Source organism: Streptomyces sp. NPDC029296 (genome assembly GCF_055569255.1).
Genome location: NZ_JBVHXT010000008.1, coordinates 22,469 through 39,902, shown reverse-complemented (window position 1 = coordinate 39,902; position 17,434 = coordinate 22,469). Strand labels below are relative to the sequence as shown.

Annotated in this window: 15 protein-coding genes, 1 tRNA gene and 1 riboswitch; of the genes, 12 read left to right on the top strand and 4 right to left on the bottom strand. The window is 71.2% G+C overall.

The window, feature by feature from the left end; all coding sequences use genetic code 11:
- Positions 1-115: 115 nt before the first annotated feature.
- From ACZ4W9_RS09035 to ACZ4W9_RS09000, 8 genes are all read left to right on the top strand, one after another.
- Positions 116-1,267: a transglycosylase family protein gene (locus tag ACZ4W9_RS09035; RefSeq protein ID WP_467934252.1), complete on the top strand. Its 1,152-nt coding sequence runs from the start codon at positions 116-118 to the stop codon at positions 1,265-1,267.
- A 182-nt stretch (positions 1,268-1,449) separates the two neighbouring features.
- Positions 1,450-1,631: riboswitch (cyclic di-AMP (ydaO/yuaA leader) on the top strand.
- 5 nt (positions 1,632-1,636) lie between these two features.
- The gene (locus ACZ4W9_RS09030) at positions 1,637-2,377 is read left to right on the top strand and encodes a transglycosylase family protein (RefSeq protein ID WP_467934250.1); all 741 of its coding nucleotides are present in this window, start codon (positions 1,637-1,639) and stop codon (positions 2,375-2,377) included.
- A gap of 401 nt (positions 2,378-2,778) precedes the next feature.
- Positions 2,779-4,059: a phosphopyruvate hydratase gene (gene eno / locus ACZ4W9_RS09025; RefSeq protein WP_030788173.1), complete on the top strand. Its 1,281-nt coding sequence runs from the start codon at positions 2,779-2,781 to the stop codon at positions 4,057-4,059.
- Between the two features lie 105 nt (positions 4,060-4,164).
- Positions 4,165-4,641, top strand: a complete 477-nt coding sequence (locus ACZ4W9_RS09020; RefSeq protein WP_467934249.1) for an FtsB family cell division protein — start codon at positions 4,165-4,167, stop codon at positions 4,639-4,641.
- Between the two features lie 28 nt (positions 4,642-4,669).
- Entirely contained in the window at positions 4,670-5,206 is a 537-nt protein-coding gene (locus ACZ4W9_RS09015; RefSeq protein WP_467934247.1) for a DUF501 domain-containing protein, read from the top strand.
- Positions 5,203-6,144 (top strand): Ppx/GppA phosphatase family protein, encoded by a 942-nt coding sequence (locus ACZ4W9_RS09010; RefSeq protein WP_467934246.1) that lies wholly within the window; start codon positions 5,203-5,205, stop codon positions 6,142-6,144. Before ACZ4W9_RS09015 ends, ACZ4W9_RS09010 begins: the two co-directional genes overlap by 4 nt.
- A 443-nt stretch (positions 6,145-6,587) precedes the next feature.
- Positions 6,588-7,964, top strand: coding sequence for an NAD(P)/FAD-dependent oxidoreductase (locus ACZ4W9_RS09005; protein WP_467934245.1), 1,377 nt, complete (start codon positions 6,588-6,590; stop codon positions 7,962-7,964).
- Between the two features lie 275 nt (positions 7,965-8,239).
- Positions 8,240-9,532 carry a class I SAM-dependent methyltransferase gene (locus ACZ4W9_RS09000; protein ID WP_467934243.1) on the top strand — a complete coding sequence of 431 codons (1,293 nt, stop codon included), beginning with the start codon at positions 8,240-8,242 and terminating at the stop codon, positions 9,530-9,532.
- Between the two features lie 65 nt (positions 9,533-9,597).
- Here the strand turns inward: ACZ4W9_RS09000 and ACZ4W9_RS08995 are convergent, their stop codons facing one another.
- On the bottom strand, positions 9,598-12,126 hold the full coding sequence (locus tag ACZ4W9_RS08995) for an ABC transporter permease (RefSeq protein WP_467934242.1): 2,529 nt from the start codon (positions 12,124-12,126) through the stop codon (positions 9,598-9,600).
- Entirely contained in the window at positions 12,126-12,896 is a 771-nt protein-coding gene (locus ACZ4W9_RS08990; RefSeq protein WP_467934240.1) for an ABC transporter ATP-binding protein, read from the bottom strand. The genes ACZ4W9_RS08995 and ACZ4W9_RS08990 overlap by 1 nt, the downstream gene beginning before the upstream one ends.
- Before the next feature lie 415 nt (positions 12,897-13,311).
- Here ACZ4W9_RS08990 and ACZ4W9_RS08985 point away from each other — a divergent pair.
- The 3 genes from ACZ4W9_RS08985 to ACZ4W9_RS08975 all read left to right on the top strand — a co-directional run bounded on the left by ACZ4W9_RS08985 (position 13,312) and on the right by ACZ4W9_RS08975 (position 15,787).
- Positions 13,312-13,395: transfer RNA gene (locus tag ACZ4W9_RS08985), tRNA-Leu, on the top strand.
- Positions 13,396-13,605: 210 nt separating this feature from the next.
- Positions 13,606-14,781 (top strand): 4-hydroxybenzoate 3-monooxygenase, encoded by a 1,176-nt coding sequence (locus ACZ4W9_RS08980; RefSeq protein WP_467934239.1) that lies wholly within the window; start codon positions 13,606-13,608, stop codon positions 14,779-14,781.
- 148 nt (positions 14,782-14,929) lie between these two features.
- Complete coding sequence (locus tag ACZ4W9_RS08975; RefSeq protein WP_467934238.1) at positions 14,930-15,787, top strand: Bax inhibitor-1/YccA family protein; 858 nt, start codon at positions 14,930-14,932, stop codon at positions 15,785-15,787.
- A gap of 56 nt (positions 15,788-15,843) precedes the next feature.
- Here the strand turns inward: ACZ4W9_RS08975 and ACZ4W9_RS08970 are convergent, their stop codons facing one another.
- Positions 15,844-16,074 carry a DUF4287 domain-containing protein gene (locus tag ACZ4W9_RS08970; protein ID WP_318203156.1) on the bottom strand — a complete coding sequence of 77 codons (231 nt, stop codon included), beginning with the start codon at positions 16,072-16,074 and terminating at the stop codon, positions 15,844-15,846.
- A gap of 99 nt (positions 16,075-16,173) precedes the next feature.
- On the opposite strand from ACZ4W9_RS08970, the gene ACZ4W9_RS08965 reads away from it, so the two are divergent.
- A complete protein-coding gene (locus ACZ4W9_RS08965) occupies positions 16,174-16,485 on the top strand; it encodes a hypothetical protein (protein ID WP_467934236.1) in 312 nt (103 codons plus the stop codon).
- A gap of 43 nt (positions 16,486-16,528) precedes the next feature.
- On the opposite strand, the gene ACZ4W9_RS08960 is transcribed toward ACZ4W9_RS08965, so the two are convergent.
- Positions 16,529-17,323, bottom strand: coding sequence for a hypothetical protein (locus tag ACZ4W9_RS08960; RefSeq protein ID WP_467934235.1), 795 nt, complete (start codon positions 17,321-17,323; stop codon positions 16,529-16,531).
- Positions 17,324-17,434 lie beyond the last annotated feature (111 nt).

Genomic DNA, 17,434 nt, shown 5'->3' with positions numbered 1-17,434 from the left:
GATCTGTGCGGCATGAACTTGTGACAAGTGATCGTCTGCCGATACGTTCACCCATCAGCGCGGCGAGCGGCTCCAACCGCCGCGCCGGCCCTGCTGTCGCTCGAAAGGCTTCTGCATGCTCACCGGGAACGGCCGACACCGTCGCCCCCGCCAGGCTCCGGCCCTCCTCGTCGCGGCCGGCGTGACCGGCTCCGCCATCGCCATCCCGCTGCTCGGCGCCGCGAGCGCCAACGCGGCCGACGGCACCACGTGGGACAAGGTGGCCGAGTGCGAGAGCGGCGGCTCCTGGAGCGCGGACACCGGGAACGGGTACCACGGCGGCCTGCAGATCTCGCAGGACGACTGGGACAAGTACGGCGGCGGCCAGTACGCGGCCAGCGCCGACCAGGCCAGCCGCCAGCAGCAGATCGCCGTCGCCGAGAAGATCCTGGCCGACCGGGGCACCACTCCCTGGGCCACCTGTGCCCTGCTGTCCGGCCTGACGCGCAACTCGGGCTCCATGGACGTCGACACGGGCGTCGGCGACTCCGGCGGGGCCGGCGGTTCCGGTGACTCGTCCGGATCGGCCGACGGCTCCGGTACCTCCGCGACCCCCGACGCCTCCGGCTCGTCCGGGCTGCCGGACGCGTCACCCTCCACCGGCACCGGCCCCGCCGACGGCTCCTCCTCGGACCCGACCGGCACGCCCACCGCCGAGCCGGGCAAGGGCAAGGGCAACGACAAGGGCAAGGACGCGGACACCGGCACCGGCACCGGCGAGGACGCCGGTACGGGCGCGGACAACGGGACCGGCGACGACGCGGGCCGGGCGGCGGACGAGGACACGGGCAAGGGCACCGGTTCCACCGGGACCGATACCCCCAAGTCCGACAAGTCCGCCACGCCGGACACCGGAAGCACCCAGGGCGCCGGCGGCTCCCCGGCGGCCACCCCGGACCCCGGGGCCGTGAACAACCCGCAGCGCGCGGCCGGTTCCTGGAGCCTGGTCGACACCGGCGCCGTCGGCACCGGCGGACGCCACCGGGGCGGGAGCGCCGACGAAAGCGTGACAAACGGTCATAATGCCGCCCCGTCCGGCCGGCACGCCTCCCGCGAACCGGACACCTACACGGTCCGCGAGGGCGACTCGCTGTCCTCCATCGCCGACTCCCTTGACGTCGACGGCGGGTGGCACGCGCTGTACGCCGGCAACAAGAAGGCCATCGGTGCCGACCCCGACCGCATCACCGCCGGTCAGACCCTGGATGTCCAGGGCGAAACGGGCTGAAAACGCCGGGACTTGACGCCCCGCTTAACGCCTTGATGTCCGGTTTGGCGAAAGTGTGGGATGAGTCTCAGAAGCCCTGATCGTCTTTGAAATTCCGGCGATCACCTGTCTACGGTCGAAGCCGCTCGTCACCACGAGCCCCGGCAGCCGCCACGCCGAATCCTGCCAGCGGCCGCCCGGGAACAGTCGTCGCGCCAAGCGCCGTAGGCAGGAGCGGGGGACCCAAGGTAAGTGCCGGGCCCGGCAGTTGAAGCTGGGACCGGCTGGGGGTGAAGCCGCGTCACGCGCAAGCGGACGACGCGGCCGGGCAACTCAACCGGCCCGAACCCGACAGCTCACCTCGTAGGCGTCGGTGAGGGGAATCGATCCATGCTGTTTACCGGCAAGGGCAAGCACCGTCGTCCGTCCAAGGCCGTCCGCGCCGTCACGCTCGCCGGTGTCACCGGCGCCGCCGTCGCCGCCCCGCTGATGGCGGCCGGCAACGCCTCCGCCGCCACCGCCTCCCAGTGGGACACGGTCGCCCAGTGCGAGTCCGGCGGCAACTGGTCCATCAACACCGGCAACGGCTACTACGGCGGTCTGCAGTTCTCCGCCTCCACCTGGGCCGCGTACGGCGGCACGCAGTACGCCTCCACCGCCGACAAGGCCTCCAAGGCGCAGCAGATCTCCGTCGCCGAGAAGGTCCTCGCCTCCCAGGGCAAGGGCGCCTGGCCGGTCTGCGGCACGGGCCTGTCGAGCTCCCCCTACAACGGCTCCGCCCCGAGCACCCCGGCGCCGTCCGCCCCGTCCACGCCGTCCACCCAGGACTCGGGCACCTCCACCCGCTCCGCCGACCAGCAGGCCGCCTCCCGCTCCGCCGAGCGCCCGGCCGCCTCCACCGGCACGAGCAAGAGCACCGGCGGCAGCACGGGCAAGACCGTCACCACCCCGACCGGCAAGAAGGTCGAGAAGGGCGACGGCGAGTACAAGGTCGTCCAGGGCGACACGCTCGGCACCATCGCCGCGCGGCACCAGGTCGCGGGCGGCTGGGAGAAGCTGTTCGAGCTGAACAAGGACATCGTCCAGGACGCCGACCTCATCTACCCGGGTCAGCAGCTCCACCTGAAGTGATCCCCGGCCCCCCGGCCGGACCCCAGGGCCCGTACTTCCCGGCGGGCCCCCCGAGAGCCACGGACCCGCACGGGCGGGCGGACCCCTGAAGTCCCCGGGGTCCGCGCGTCCCGGCGGATCCCCCCGCAAGACCCCGTGCGGGTCACCCCCGTCCCCACGGGCTCCCCGCCCCGGCGCGTTCTCCCCCGTACGCGCCGGGGCGGGGCTTTTTTCGCGCCCGCCCCGGCACCCGGCGCCCCCCGGCCGCCCCGGACCCCTTTGTTTCGATTGAAAACAAAAGGTACCGTCGGTCTGTCCACGGGACGGTCGGTCGGTGGCCAAGGCGCCCGGGACGGTTAGGCTCTAGTCGCAAGGCACACCAGCCCCGCACTTCCAGCGTCACATCCAAGAAGGAGATGCTCGTGCCGTCCATCGACGTCGTCGTAGCCCGGGAAATCCTGGACTCCCGAGGCAACCCCACGGTCGAGGTCGAGGTCGGCCTCGACGACGGCAGCACGGGTCGTGCCGCCGTCCCGTCCGGCGCCTCGACCGGCGCCTTCGAGGCCATCGAGCTGCGCGACGGTGACCCGAACCGCTACCAGGGCAAGGGCGTCGAGAAGGCCGTCCTGGCCGTCATCGAGCAGATCGGCCCCGAGCTGGTCGGCTACGACGCCACCGAGCAGCGCCTGATCGACCAGGCCATGTTCGACCTGGACGCCACCGACAACAAGGGCTCCCTCGGCGCCAACGCCATCCTCGGCGTCTCGCTCGCCGTCGCCCACGCCGCCTCCGAGGCCAGCGACCTGCCGCTCTTCCGCTACCTGGGCGGCCCGAACGCGCACCTGCTGCCGGTGCCGATGATGAACATCCTGAACGGCGGCTCGCACGCCGACTCCAACGTGGACATCCAGGAGTTCATGATCGCCCCGATCGGCGCGGAGTCCTTCTCCGAGGCGCTGCGCTGGGGCACCGAGGTCTACCACACCCTGAAGAAGGTCCTGAAGAACAAGGGCCTGTCCACCGGCCTCGGCGACGAGGGCGGCTTCGCCCCCAACCTCGGCTCCAACCGCGAGGCCCTCGACCTCATCCTCGAGGCGATCAAGGAGGCCGGCTACACCCCCGGCGAGCAGATCGCCCTGGCGCTCGACGTCGCCGCGTCCGAGTTCTACAAGGACGGCTCGTACGTCTTCGAGGGCAAGAACCGCACCGCCGCCGAGATGACCGAGTACTACGCCGAGCTGGTCGAGGCGTACCCGCTGGTCTCCATCGAGGACCCGCTGTTCGAGGACGACTGGGAGGGCTGGAAGACCATCACCGACAAGCTCGGTGACAAGGTCCAGCTCGTCGGCGACGACCTGTTCGTCACCAACCCGGAGCGCCTGGCCAGGGGCATCGAGGAGGGCGCCGCCAACGCCCTGCTGGTCAAGGTCAACCAGATCGGCTCGCTGACCGAGACCCTGGACGCCGTCGAGCTGGCCCAGCGCAACGGCTTCAAGTGCATGATGTCCCACCGCTCCGGCGAGACCGAGGACGTCACCATCGCCGACCTGGCCGTCGCCACCAACTGCGGCCAGATCAAGACCGGCGCCCCGGCCCGCTCCGAGCGCGTCGCCAAGTACAACCAGCTGCTGCGCATCGAGGAGATCCTCGACGACGCCGCGGTGTACGCCGGCCGCAGCGCCTTCCCGCGCTTCAAGGGCTGAGCGGACCCCACCTGGGGCAAGTCCTAGCCAGTCGTACGTACGTCCCCGGACCCGGTCCCGTACCGTGTCCGGGGACGTACGCGCGTGTGACGGGAGGCGGGGAAGATGGGCGTGAGGGACCGTGACCGGTTCTCCACCGCGACCAGGATCAGGCTGCTCGGCGAGCAGACCGCGGCCCGCGTCTACCGCTCGCAGACCAAACGGCAGGCCCGCCGCTCCCGGCTCACCGGCCGCGCGGCGCTGCTCGCGCTGGTGCTGTGCACGATGGTCGTCGCCCTCGCCTACCCGATGCGGCAGTACGTCTCCCAGCGCGCGGAGATCGCCGACCTCCAGCGCCGGCAGCAGCAGGCCCGCGAGCGGGTCGAGCAGCTGCGGGACCTCAAGGCGCGCTGGCAGGACGACGCCTACGCCGAGCAGCAGATCCGCCGCCGGCTGCACTACGTACGGCCCGGTGAGACCGGGTACGTGGTCGTCGACCCCGGCGCGGCCAAGCAGTCCCGCGCCGACCTCGGGGCCGCCCGCCGGCCCTGGTACGCGAACGTCTGGGACGGCGTCGACAAGTCCGACGCCTCCGACCAGTGAACCGACAGAAAGTCTCCGACAGCCAGTCATGGAAACCCCTCCGCCGCCCACTCCGCGCACCGAGCCCACCGACGCGGACGTAGAGGCCTTCAAGCAGCAGCTGGGCCGCCCGCCGCGGGGCCTCAGGGCCATCGCACACCGCTGCCCGTGCGGTCAGCCGGACGTCGTGGAGACGGCACCGCGCCTGCCCGACGGCACGCCCTTCCCGACGCTGTACTACCTGACGTGCCCGAAGGCGTCCTCCGCCATCGGCACGCTGGAGGCCGACGGCGTGATGAAGGAGATGACCGAACGGCTCGGGCGCGACCCGGAGCTGGCCGCCGCCTACCGGGCCGCGCACGAGGACTACCTCCGGCGCCGGGACGAGATCGAGGTCCTCCAGGGCTTCCCGAGCGCGGGCGGCATGCCCGACCGGGTGAAGTGCCTGCACGTCCTCGTCGCCCACTCGCTGGCCGCCGGCCCGGGCGTGAACCCGCTCGGCGACGAGGCCCTGGCGATGCTGCCCGAGTGGTGGCGCAAGGGCGCCTGCGTGACGCTCGAGACGACCGGGGGGGACGAGAAGTGACCCGTGTGGCCGCCGTCGACTGCGGTACGAACTCCATCCGGCTGCTGGTCGCGGACGCCGATCCGGCGACGGGCGAACTGACCGAGCTGGACCGCCGGATGACGATCGTGCGGCTCGGCCAGGGCGTCGACCGCACCGGACGGCTCGCCCCCGAGGCGCTGGAGCGCACCTTCGCCGCCTGCCGCGAGTACGCCGAGGTCATCAAGGAGCACGGCGCCGAGCGGGTCCGCTTCGTCGCCACCTCCGCCTCCCGGGACGCCGAGAACCGCGAGGACTTCACGCGCGGCGTCCTGGACATCCTCGGGGTGGAGCCGGAGGTCATCACCGGCGACCGGGAGGCCGAGTTCTCCTTCACCGGCGCCACGAAGGAACTCACCGGCCGCACCGACCTCGCCCGGCCCTACCTGGTGGTGGACATCGGCGGCGGCTCCACCGAGTTCGTCGTCGGCGACGACCACGTCCGTGCCGCGCGGTCGGTGGACATCGGCTGTGTGCGCATGACCGAGCGGCACCTGGTGCACGACGGGAAGGTCTCCGACTCGCCCGCCCCGGAGCGGATCGCCGCCATAAGGGCCGACATCGAGGCCGCCCTGGACCTGGCCGAGCGGACGGTCCCGCTGCGCGAGGCGCGCACCCTGGTGGGCCTCGCCGGATCCGTCACCACGGTGTCCGCGATCGCCCAGGAGCTGCCCGAGTACGACTCCGCGCGCATCCACCACTCCCGGATCTCCCGGGACCGGGTGCGCGAGATCACCGAGTGGCTGCTGCGCTCCACGCACGCCGAGCGCGCCGCGGTGCCCTCCATGCACCCCGGCCGGGTCGACGTCATCGGCGCGGGCGCCCTCGTCCTGCTGGCGATCATGGAGCGCACGGGCGCCGAGGAGGTCGTGGTGAGCGAGCACGACATCCTCGACGGCATCGCGTGGTCGGTGGCGTAGCTCACTTTGTTACCGACTGGTAGCAATCCGCTGAGCAGGTTCGATAACGTTTGAGCGACCTCAAGGGCCCCCTCGGGGGCCCTTTGCCGCGGGCGCGCGGAAAGGTTCGTGAAGTTCTTCACAAGGAATTCGGTCCCGGGGGACCCCCGAAAGGGGCCGGTTGGCCCTTCCGGGGGATCAAAACCCGTTTGAACATGTTCAGATGAAGGGCGCGAAGGGGCCCTGGAGGAGGTTGTTCCGGAGGTGTCACGGCACGCTCACGGTCACCCCGGTCCTCCGGAGAGGCTGCTCACGCGGCCTTGACAACGGGGCGAACCGCCGCGCGGTTCCGGCCGGCCCGCATGGCCTGCGTCACGCGGGGCGCGGAGTTTAACACAGGGCCTGTCGGTTCTTGTGAAGGGGCGCACGAGCGACCCCCTCGGGGCGGGTGGATACTCGATGGCATGAGCACCACGGAGCGTCCCAGGATCCTCGTAGTAGGCGGTGGGTACGTAGGCCTGTACGCAGCTCGGCGCATCCTCAAGAAGATGCGCTACGGCGAGGCGACCGTCACGGTCGTCGACCCCCGGTCGTACATGACCTACCAGCCCTTCCTCCCCGAAGCCGCCGCCGGCAACATCTCCCCTCGCCATGTCGTCGTCCCGCTGCGACGCGTGCTGCCGAAGGCGGAGATCCTCACCGGTCGGGTCACCACCATCGACCAGGACCGCAAGGTCGCCACGATCGCCCCGCTGGTGGGCGAGGCGTACGAGCTGCCCTTCGACTACCTGGTCATCGCCATGGGCGCGGTCTCCCGCACCTTTCCGATCCCCGGCCTCGCCGAGCAGGGCATCGGCATGAAGGGCATCGAGGAGTCCATCGGCCTGCGCAACCACGTCCTGGAGCAGCTGGACAAGGCCGACTCCACGACCGACGAGGAGATCCGCCGCAAGGCGCTCACCTTCGTCTTCATCGGCGGTGGCTTCGCGGGTGCGGAGACCATCGGCGAGGTCGAGGACATGGCCCGGGACGCGGCCAAGTACTACAAGAACGTGTCCCGTGAGGACATGCGCTTCATCCTCGTCGACGCCGCCGACAAGATCCTTCCCGAGGTCGGCCCGAAGCTCGGCCAGTACGGCAGGGAGCACCTGGAGAGCCGGGGCGTGGAGATCTACCTCTCCACCTCGATGGACTCCTGCGTCGACGGCCACGTGGTGCTCAAGAACGGCCTCGAGGTCGACGCCAACACGATCGTGTGGACGGCCGGCGTCAAGCCGAACCCGGCGCTCGCCCGCTTCGGTCTGCCCCTCGGCCCGCGCGGTCACGTCGACTGCGAGCCCACGCTCCAGGTCAAGGGCACGGACTACATCTGGGCCGCCGGTGACAACGCACAGGTCCCGGACCTCGTCGGCCGCAAGGCGGGCAACGAGAACGCCTGGTGCCCGCCGAACGCCCAGCACGCGCTGCGCCAGGCCCGGGTCCTCGGCGACAACGTGATCTCCGGCATGCGGGGCTTCCCGCAGAAGGAGTACGAGCACGCCAACAAGGGCGCCGTCGCCGGCCTCGGCCTGCACAAGGGCGTGGCGATGATCGTCATGGGCAAGATGAAGATCAAGCTCAAGGGCCGCCTCGCCTGGTACATGCACCGCGGCTACCACGGTCTGGCGATGCCGACCTGGAACCGCAAGATCCGCGTCTTCGCCGACTGGACGCTCGGCATGTTCCTCAAGCGCGAGGTCGTCTCCCTCGGCGCGATGGAGAACCCGCGCGAGGAGTTCTACGAGGCCGCCAAGCCGGCGCCGGTCGCCGCGAAGCCGGAGGAGAAGGCCAAGGCCTCCTGACCTCCCGGTCACCCGTTCCGAGCCCGAAGGGGCCGCCTGCCATCCGTGGTGCGGGCGGCCCCTTCGGGCTGTCCGGCGCCCAACCGCCTCTGAAAACCGGTAAATCGGGAGAAACGTGCGGTGCCGGGCGGACCCGGCGCGCGGCAGGGCGGGAGGAGTGTGGCGCGTACCCGCTTTTTACCCGGCCGCAACACGGCGTGGGGACTACGGCCGGGCCCCGCGTGTGTTTACGTGGTGTTGGCATTCCGGGATCGTCCGTCACGGAGGTGTGCGTCATGGCCGACGCCGCGCAGCGGCTGAGGAGTCTTGCCGAACAGGTACTGGGAGTTCCGCTCCCGGTGCGGCTGAGGGCCTGGGACGGATCGCAGGCCGGTCCGCCGGACGCGCCCGCGCTCGTCGTGCGCAACCGCCGCGCCCTGCGCCGCATGCTCTTCAAACCCGGTGAACTGGGCCTCGCCCGCGCCTGGGTCTCCGGTGACCTGGACGTCGAAGGCGACCTGTACACCGTGCTGGAGGCGATGGCGGGCCTCGTCTGGGAGCGGGGCGAGGACGCCCGCACCCTGCGCCAGGCCGTGCGCGACCCCGCCGTCCGGGCCGCCGTCCGGGACCTGCTGAAACTGGCCGGCCCCCCGATCCCGCCCACCCCGCCGCGCGAGGAGATGCGCAGACCCCGCCGGCACCTGCACACCCGCCGCACGGACAAGCGGGCCATCAGCCACCACTACGACGTCGGCAACGACTTCTACGAGATCGTCCTCGGTCCCTCCATGGTGTACTCCTGCGCCTACTGGGAGGACGCCGGCACCCTGGAGACCGCCCAGCGCGACAAGCTCGAACTGGTCTGCGCCAAGCTGGGCCTGAAGGAAGGGCAGCGGCTGCTGGACGTCGGCTGCGGCTGGGGCTCCATGGCCATCCACGCGGCCCGTGAACACGGGGTGAGCGTCGTCGGGATCACCCTGTCGCAGGAGCAGGCCGCGTACGCCCGCAAGCGCGTCGCCGACGCGGGGCTGACCGACCGGGTGGAGATCAGGGTCCAGGACTACCGGGACGTCGTGGACGGCCCCTACGACGCGATCTCCTCCATCGGCATGGCCGAACACGTCGGCGCCGAACGCTATCTGGAGTACGCCCGCCAGCTGTACGCCCTGCTCAAGCCCGGCGGCCGGCTGCTCAACCACCAGATCGCCCGCCGCCCGCAGCGGGACGAGTCGGCGTACGAGGTGGACGAGTTCATCGACGCCTACGTCTTCCCCGACGGCGAACTCGCCCCCGTCGGCACCACCGTCACCCAGCTGGAGCGGGCCGGCTTCGAGGTGCGGGACGTGGAGTCCATCCGGGAGCACTACGCCCGCACCCTGCGCCGCTGGGTGGGCAACCTGGAGGCCGACTTCGACCGCGCGATCCGGCTCACCAGCCCCGGCCGCGCCCGGGTGTGGCGGCTCTACATGGCCGCCTCCGCGCTCGCCTTCGAACGCAACCGGATCGGCGTCAACCAGGTCCTCGCCATCCGCACCCCCGTCTCCGGGGCCTCCGGGCTCCCGCTGCGCCCCCGCACCTGGCACGGCTGACGGGCCGGCGCGTACGGCGAAGGGGGCCCCTTCCCGAGGGGCCCCCTTCATCGTCGTACGACCGGCTACTCGGCCTTGATCGCCGTGAGCATGTTCAGCCGGGCCGCGCGGCGGGCCGGCCACAGGGCGGCCAGGACGCCGATCAGGCCCGCCAGCAGCAGGAAGACCGTCATCCGGCCCCAGGGCAGGATCAGTTCGTACGTCGGTATCTTCATGGCCAGCAGCTCACCGGCCGCCAAGCCGAAGAACACGCCCAGGCCGAGGCCCAGCACCCCGCCGAACAGGGAGATCACCAGGGACTCCAGGCGGACCATCCGCTTGACCGCCCGGCGGTCCAGGCCGATCGCGCGGAGCATGCCGATCTCCTGCGCGCGCTCGAACACGGACATGGCCAGCGTGTTGACGACACCCAGTACGGCGACGATCACCGCCATGCCCAGCAGGCCGTAGACCATGTTGAGCACCTGCGTGAACACGTTCCCGATCTCACGCGAGATGTCCTGCTTGTCCTGGATCTTGATCGCCGGGTTGGTGCCGAGGGTCTTCACCAGGCCGTCCCTGGCCGCGTCGGACGCGCCGGCCGCCGTCTTGACCATGACCTGCATGTCGGCCGGGTCGGTCAGATGCGGGGTGAGGACCTTGTTGTCGAGGATGATCCCGTTGAACATGTCGTTGCCCTCGTAGACCCCGGCGACGGTCAGCCGGCGGGCCGCGCCGTCCTCGAAGTGCGCGGTGAGCCGCGAACCGGCCTTCCAGCCGTGTTTCTTGGCCCGGTCGTCGTCCACGACGATCCGGTCGCCGCCCACCGAGAAGGAGCCGTCGGTCACCTTCAGGTCGGTCAGCTCGCCGATGGCCGCGCCGTCGACGCCGGTCAGCCACTGGGTGCCGCCGTCGATACGCGACTCGCCGTTGCGCAGCGGGCTGCTGGCGGTGACGCCGTCGGAGGTGGCGAGCTTCTTCGCCACGTCGGGGGAGAGCGGGCCGCTGTTGGCCATCGAGACGACGTAGTCGGCGCGGATCGCCGAGCTGGCCAGCCGGTCGATGGACGTCTGCAGGCTGCCCGCCATCACCGTCATGCCGGTGATCAGGGTCAGGCCGATCATCAGCGCGGAGGCGGTGGCCGCGGTGCGGCGCGGGTTGCGCACCGAGTTCTGGCGGGCCAGTTTGCCCGACACCCCGAAGGCGCGCAGCACCGGAGCGGCGGCGGCGATCAGCGGGCGGGACAGCAGCGGGGTCAGCACGAACACGCCGATGATCAGCAGGACGGCGCCGATGCCCATCGGGCCCTGGGCGGACTCGGCGTCCATGCTCGTGGCCATCAGGACCACCGCGACACCGGCCGCCGCGAACAGCGCGCCCAGCGTGTTGCGCAGCACCAGGGACTTGGTGGTGGCCGTGGCGTGCAGGCTGCTCATCGCCGCCACCGGCGGGATCTTCGCGGCCCGGCGGGCGGGCAGCCAGGCGGCCAGCACGGTGACGAGGATGCCGACGGCGAGGGCGGCGACCACCGTGCCGGGGCTGATCACCAGCGGTCCGTCGGGCACGGTCTCGCCGAAGGAGCCCAGCAGGGAGCGCAGGCCCGCGCCGATGCCGATACCGGCGGCCAGGCCGGCCACGGCGGCGATCGTGCCGACCGCGAACGCCTCGGTCAGCACCGAGCGGGTGACCTGGCGGCGGGAGGCGCCGACCGCCCGCAGCAGGGCCAGTTCCCGGGTGCGCTGGGCGACCAGCATGGTGAAGGTGTTGGCGATGATGAACGTGCCGACGAACAGGGCGATGCCCGCGAACACCAGCAGCATCTGCCTCAGGCCGTTCATGGAGTCGGCGATCGCCACCGCCTGGTCGTCGGCGAGCTGCTCGCCGGTGGTGGTCTCCACCAGCCGGGCGGGCAGCGCCTTGTCGAGCGCGGCCTTCAGCTGCTCCTGGCTGGTTCCGGCGGCGGCCCGCACGTCGATCTCGTCGTACGTGCCCTTCTTGCCGAACAGGGACTGCGCGGTCGGCGTGTCGAACAGGGCGAGACTGCCGCCGGCGGCCACGTTGCCGTCGTCGGTGGTGAAGATGCCGCTGATGGTGGGCGTCAGGACCGGGCCGTCGACGGAGAGGCGCACAGTGTCGCCGACCTCGAAGCCGGCCCGCTTCGCGGTCGCCGAGTCGATCAGCACCTCGCCCTTGCCGCGCGGGGCGTGGCCGCTGACGAGGGGGTAACGGGGATCCTTGGCGCCCCAGTAGTTGCCGCCGGCCGACTGCCAGTCACCGCCGGCGAGTTCGCCGTCCTTGCCGGCGACGGCGGTGAAGCCGGTGACGACACCGCCGGCGGAGGCGGCCCCGGGGACCTTGGCGGCCCGGTCGAGCAGGGCCTGGGTCAGCTCGGGGGTCCGCCCGACCCGGTCGCCCTCGGAATCCTGGGACTTGGGCCGTACGGCGACATCGACCTGGTCGAAGCCCTTGGCGGAACTCTTCTGGTAGGCCTGGGAGATGGTGTTGGTGAAGACCAGCGTCCCGGAGACGAACGCCACGCCGAGCATGACGGCGAGCACGGTCATCAGGAGCCGGGCCTTGTGCGCGAGGACGTTGCGCAGGGCGGTGCGGAACATCAGCTGGTACGGCCCTTCGCGTCGAACTGCTTCATCGTGTCGAGGACGGACTCGGCCGTGGGGCCGTGCATCTCGTCGACGATCCGGCCGTCGGCCAGGAAGATCACGCGGTCGGCGTAGGCGGCGGCCACCGGGTCGTGGGTCACCATGACCACCGTCTGGCCCAGCTCGCGCACGGAGTTGCGCAGGAAGCCGAGGACCTCGGCGCCGGAGCGCGAGTCCAGGTTGCCGGTGGGCTCGTCACCGAAGATGATCTCGGGCCTGGCGGCGAGGGCCCGGGCGACGGCGACGCGCTGCTGCTGGCCGCCGGAGAGCTGGGAGGGCCGGTGGCCGAGCCGCCCGGAGAGCCCGACCATGTGGATGACCTGGTCCAGCCACGCCTTGTCCGGTTTCCGGCCGGCGATGTCCATCGGGAGGGTGATGTTCTCCAGCGCGGTCAGTGTCGGCAGCAGGTTGAACGCCTGGAAGATGAAGCCGATCTTGTCCCGGCGCAACTTGGTGAGCTGCTTGTCCTTCAGGGAGCCCAGCTCGGTGTCGCCTATCCGCACGGACCCGGAGGAGAAGGTGTCCAGACCGGCCACGCAGTGCATCAGGGTGGACTTGCCGGAGCCGGAGGGGCCCATGATGGCGGTGAACTCGGCGGCGCGGAAGTCGACGGAGACCCGGTCCAGGGCGACCACCCGGGTCTCACCCTGCCCGTAGATCTTCGACAGCTCCGTGGCGCGTGCGGCCACTGCGGTGGTCCGGCCGGCGGTGGGTGTGGTGGTCACGGGACGGTGCTCCTGTCGGGACGACGTGTTTCCTGGGGACCGTTCCATCGTCCCGGCGCGGAGCACGCGCGGAGTCAGCCGCTGTTCCGGTTCCGGGGGGCGACTCGGGTCGCACGGGAGGCCCTCGTGTCATACCTGGGGAGGACGGCCGACCCCGAGAAGGGAGGGGGCGGCCCGGCCGTCCGTTCGGGATCCCGTTAACCGGGGGACCGGTCTTGTTCGGACGGTGAAATTCCGTCATTTCGCGTACACGCGCGCACCTCTCGCGTCACGCTATTGGCAAGTGCGGATGGCGAGTTCCAACGGCTGATGCACCCTCAGACGTCAATAAAATAAGACAACATCGGCCCACCCGCCCGCTGTTCGAGGGGTGGGTCCCGATAGGCTCGGACCCTCGTTGCGGAGCCCCTGGCAAGCCCGGATGGTGGAATGCAGACACGGCGAGCTTAAACCTCGCTGCCCCTTCGCGGGCGTGCCGGTTCGAGTCCGGCTCCGGGCACTTTCCTCCCTTTTCGGGCGATTCGCTGGCTGTTGATTCACCCCGCCACTCGCCGAGCGCGCCGCGGCCCGCTGCGCGTGCGTGTACCCCCGATCCCGGCACTCCATGCCTTCCAGGTCATTGACAGGGAGGAGCGAGGGGCGGAGACTCGCCGCAACTTGGTGAAGGAAAGTTCACTATGCGAACAAGCGGTGAGAGAAGGGGACGGCGATGCGTACCACCGTGGGGATCATCGGGGCGGGGCCGGCCGGGCTGTTGCTCGCGCGGCTGCTCCACCGCGCCGGGATCGAGTCGGTCGTCCTGGAGGGCCGCGACCGCGCCTACGTCGAGCAGCGGCAGCGGGCGGGGATCCTCGAGCAGGGCACGGTGGACGTGCTGCGCGCCGCCGGGGCCGGGGAGCGGATGGACCGGGAGGGGCTGCGGCACGACGGGATCGAGCTGCGCTTCGACCGGCGCCGGCACCGCGTCGACTTCCCCGCGCTCACCGGCGGACGGTCCGTGACCGTCTACGCCCAGACCGAGGTCTGCAAGGACCTCATCGCGCTCCAGCTGAAGGAGGGCGGGCCGCTGCTGTTCGGGGCCGAGGCCCTGGCGGTGGAGGGCGCCGAGGGCGGCCGGCCGCGGATCCCCTTCCGGTACCAGGGGCGCGAGGACGTGCTGGAGTGCGACTACGCCGTCGGCTGCGACGGATTCTGGGGCGTCGCCCGCAAGGCCTTCCCGGCCGGGGTCTCCCGGGTGTTCGAGCGGTCCTACCCGTACGCCTGGCTCGGCGTCCTCGCCGACGTCGCCCCCTCGCACGACGAACTCGTCTACGCCCGCCACGACCGCGGCTTCGCCCTGCTGTCCATGCGCTCCCCGTCCGTGTCCCGGCTCTACCTCCAGGTGCCCGCCGGGACGGACGCCGGCCGGTGGGGCGACGAGGAGATCTGGGACGAGCTGGAGCGGCGGCTGGAGACGGACGACGGCTGGCGGCTGGAGCGCGGTCCCCTCACCCAGAAGTCGGTCACCCCCATGCGCTCCTTCGTGCACGAGCCGATGCGGCACGGCCGGCTCTTCCTCGCCGGCGACGCCGCCCACATCGTGCCGCCGACCGGCGCCAAGGGCCTGAACCTGGCCGTCGGCGACGTCGTCACCCTCGCCCGGGCGCTCACCCACGAGCGGGAGACCGGCTCACCGGACCTCCTCGACGCCTACTCCGCGACCTGCCTGCGCCGTGTCTGGCAGGCCGAACGCTTCTCCTACGACATGACGACCCTGCTGCACCGCGCCCCGGACGCCACCCCCTTCGACGCCCGCCTCCAGCGCGCCCGGCTGGAGCGCATCGCCGCCTCCCGCGCGGCCGAGACCGACCTCGCGGAGGCGTACACGGGCTTCCCGCTCGGTTAGCCGTACGTCCGTGGCCGGGAATCGGGCGTGCGCGTAGCGTGTTGGGCAGCATGCAAGGGGAAGGATCCTCCTCAAGTATCATGGTCGATCCTTTGCCAATCCATTACTCTGGAGCCAAGACTGCACTCGGCAGTCATGGAGGAGTGAAATGAGGAGCAGCAACCCGGTCTTCTCGCGACGGGGCTTCAGCCGCGACAACGGCTACGCCGGCTTCAACACCGCACCGCAGGCCGGGTCCGCCCAGGGCACCCCCTACGCGCCGAACCCGTACGCGCAGAACCCCTACGCCCAGAACCCGTACGCGCAGTCGGACGTCCGGGCCCCGGCCGCCACGGACCGGATGACCATGGACGACGTCGTCCTGCGGTCGGCCCTCACGCTCGGCACGGTCGCGGTCGGCGCCGTCCTCGCCTGGGCGCTGCTGCCGGTCTCCGGCACCAGCTACGGCCTGGCCTTCGGCGCCGCGATCGTCGCGTTCGTCCTGGCCATGGTCCAGAGCTTCAAGCGCACCCCGTCGCCCGCGCTGATCCTCGGGTACGCCGCCTTCGAAGGCGTCTTCCTCGGTGTCTTCAGCGAGATGTTCAACAGCCGCTGGAGCGGCGCCCCGTTCCAGGCGGTGCTCGGCACCATGGCGGTCTCCGGCGCGACCCTGCTGGTCTACAAGGCAGGCTGGATCCGCGTCACCGCCCGCTACGCCCGCGTCGGCATCGCCATCGCGATGGCCTTCATGGTGGTCATGGCGATCAACCTGCTGCTGGTGGCGTTCGGCGTCGCCGAGGACGGGGGCCTGCGCAGCTTCGGCCCGCTCGGCGCGCTCGTCGGCATCATCGCGATCGTGCTCGGCGCGTTCTTCCTGACCCTCGACTTCAAGCAGATCGAGGACGGCATCGCCTACGGCGCCCCGCGCAAGGAGTCCTGGCTCGCCGCGTTCGGCCTCACCATGACCCTGGTGTGGATCTACGTCGAGATGCTGCGCCTGGTGGCCATCTTCAGCAGCAACGACTAGCGACGGTCACGTGACGGCGAAGTGCCCCGGGTGCGTCACCCGGGGCACTTCGGCGTTCAGAGCAGCTTGCGCGCCGCCCTCCTCAGGTCGTACTCGTGCACGATCGCCTTGGCGTGGCCGTACGCCAAGTCGTACTCGTGCCGGAGCCAGCTGACCTTCTCCTCGAAGCGGAACAGGGCCGGGCCCTCTTCCACGGCGCGCAGCCAGTCGGAGACCTCACGACCGGTGCAGTGCGGGATGCGGGCGAGCAGATTGCGGTGGGTCTCCTCGGAGAAGACGTGGGACATCGGCGCCTCCGGACACAAAGGGGATGTAAGCCGGTCCTTCACGTCACCGTGCCCGAGCGTTCGCGAGTTGGCAACAGTGCGGGGCGCTACGCTCGGCGGGTGGTTGATACGACGCCCCTGACCCAAGCAGTGGATCATTTCGCCGACCGGCTGCGGGCCGCGCCGCAGAGCCGGCTCCAGCGGGGAGCCGCCGCTCAGGCGCTGGCGCTGGCCCGGGAGCTGTCCGGCTGGGCCCAGCGCGAGGAGGCGCCCGGCGCCGAACCCCGTGAGATGCCGGACGCCGGGATGTTCGCCGCCGCCGACCAGATCCTGGTGGCCGCCCATGACCTCGCGGTCGTGCTGGACAGCGACGCACAAGTCGCCGAGGCGGTACGACTGGTGGAGGAGGCCCGGCAGCGGGCCGGGGTCTGACCGGCCCCGAGGACCGCGCCGGCAGGGACCGCGCCGACAGGGACTACAGGGACGCGATCACCCGGTCGGCCAGGATGTACACCATGTCCTCGCCGCACGCGAAGGTGAGCGTGTAGGCGCCCGAGACGCCCGAGCCGCCCAGGAGGTACGGCGTCCGGCCCGACTCCAGGGCCGCGGCCAGCCGTTCCGCCGTCTCGCGGTGGCCCGGGGTCATGCACAGGGTGGTGCCGTCGGCGAAGACGTAGACGTCGAGCGTGCCCAGCGGACCGGGGCGCACGTCGGCGAGCCGGACCTGCCCGGCGGCCAGCTCCTCCAGGACGGCCACCGTGCGCTCGTGGTCGTTGACGACCGGGGGCTGCGCCGGGACGAAGTCCGGGTGCGAGGGGTGCCGGCGGCGGGCCGCGGCCAGCTCCGGTGACTCGCCCCCGGAGAACTCGTCGGCGTCGGCGGTCGGCTCGGAGACCGGCTCCAGCGGCTCCAGGCCCGCGAAGTCCGCCTGCCGGGGCATGAAGAGATCGGCCTCGGGCAGGCCGAACAGCAGCGGCGCGTCGGAGGCGTCACGGGCCTCCTGGGCCGCCCAGAAGGCGTGCGCCTCGGCCAGTTCCCGCTCCCGCTCCTCGGCCAGCGCCTCGGCCACGGCCGCCCGTATCCGGTCGGCGTCCATGGCGGAGCGGGCGCCGGGCAGCAGGGCGCGCGTGGTGGCCGCCTGGTCGTCGGCGAGCTGCCGCTGCAACTCGGTGAGCTGGCGGCGCAGCTTCCAGACGGTGCGCAGGACGGCGACACCCACGGCGCCGGTGGCTGCCGTGGTGAGCAGCAGGGCGATCGGCATGGCGCTCACTGACATACTCCCGGTTCAAAGTCGACCCCCGACTTCCTACATCAGCTTGAAGGGCGGACTAACCAGCTGTCAGTGCGTAACGTCACGAATCGGACAGGACGTACGGCTCGT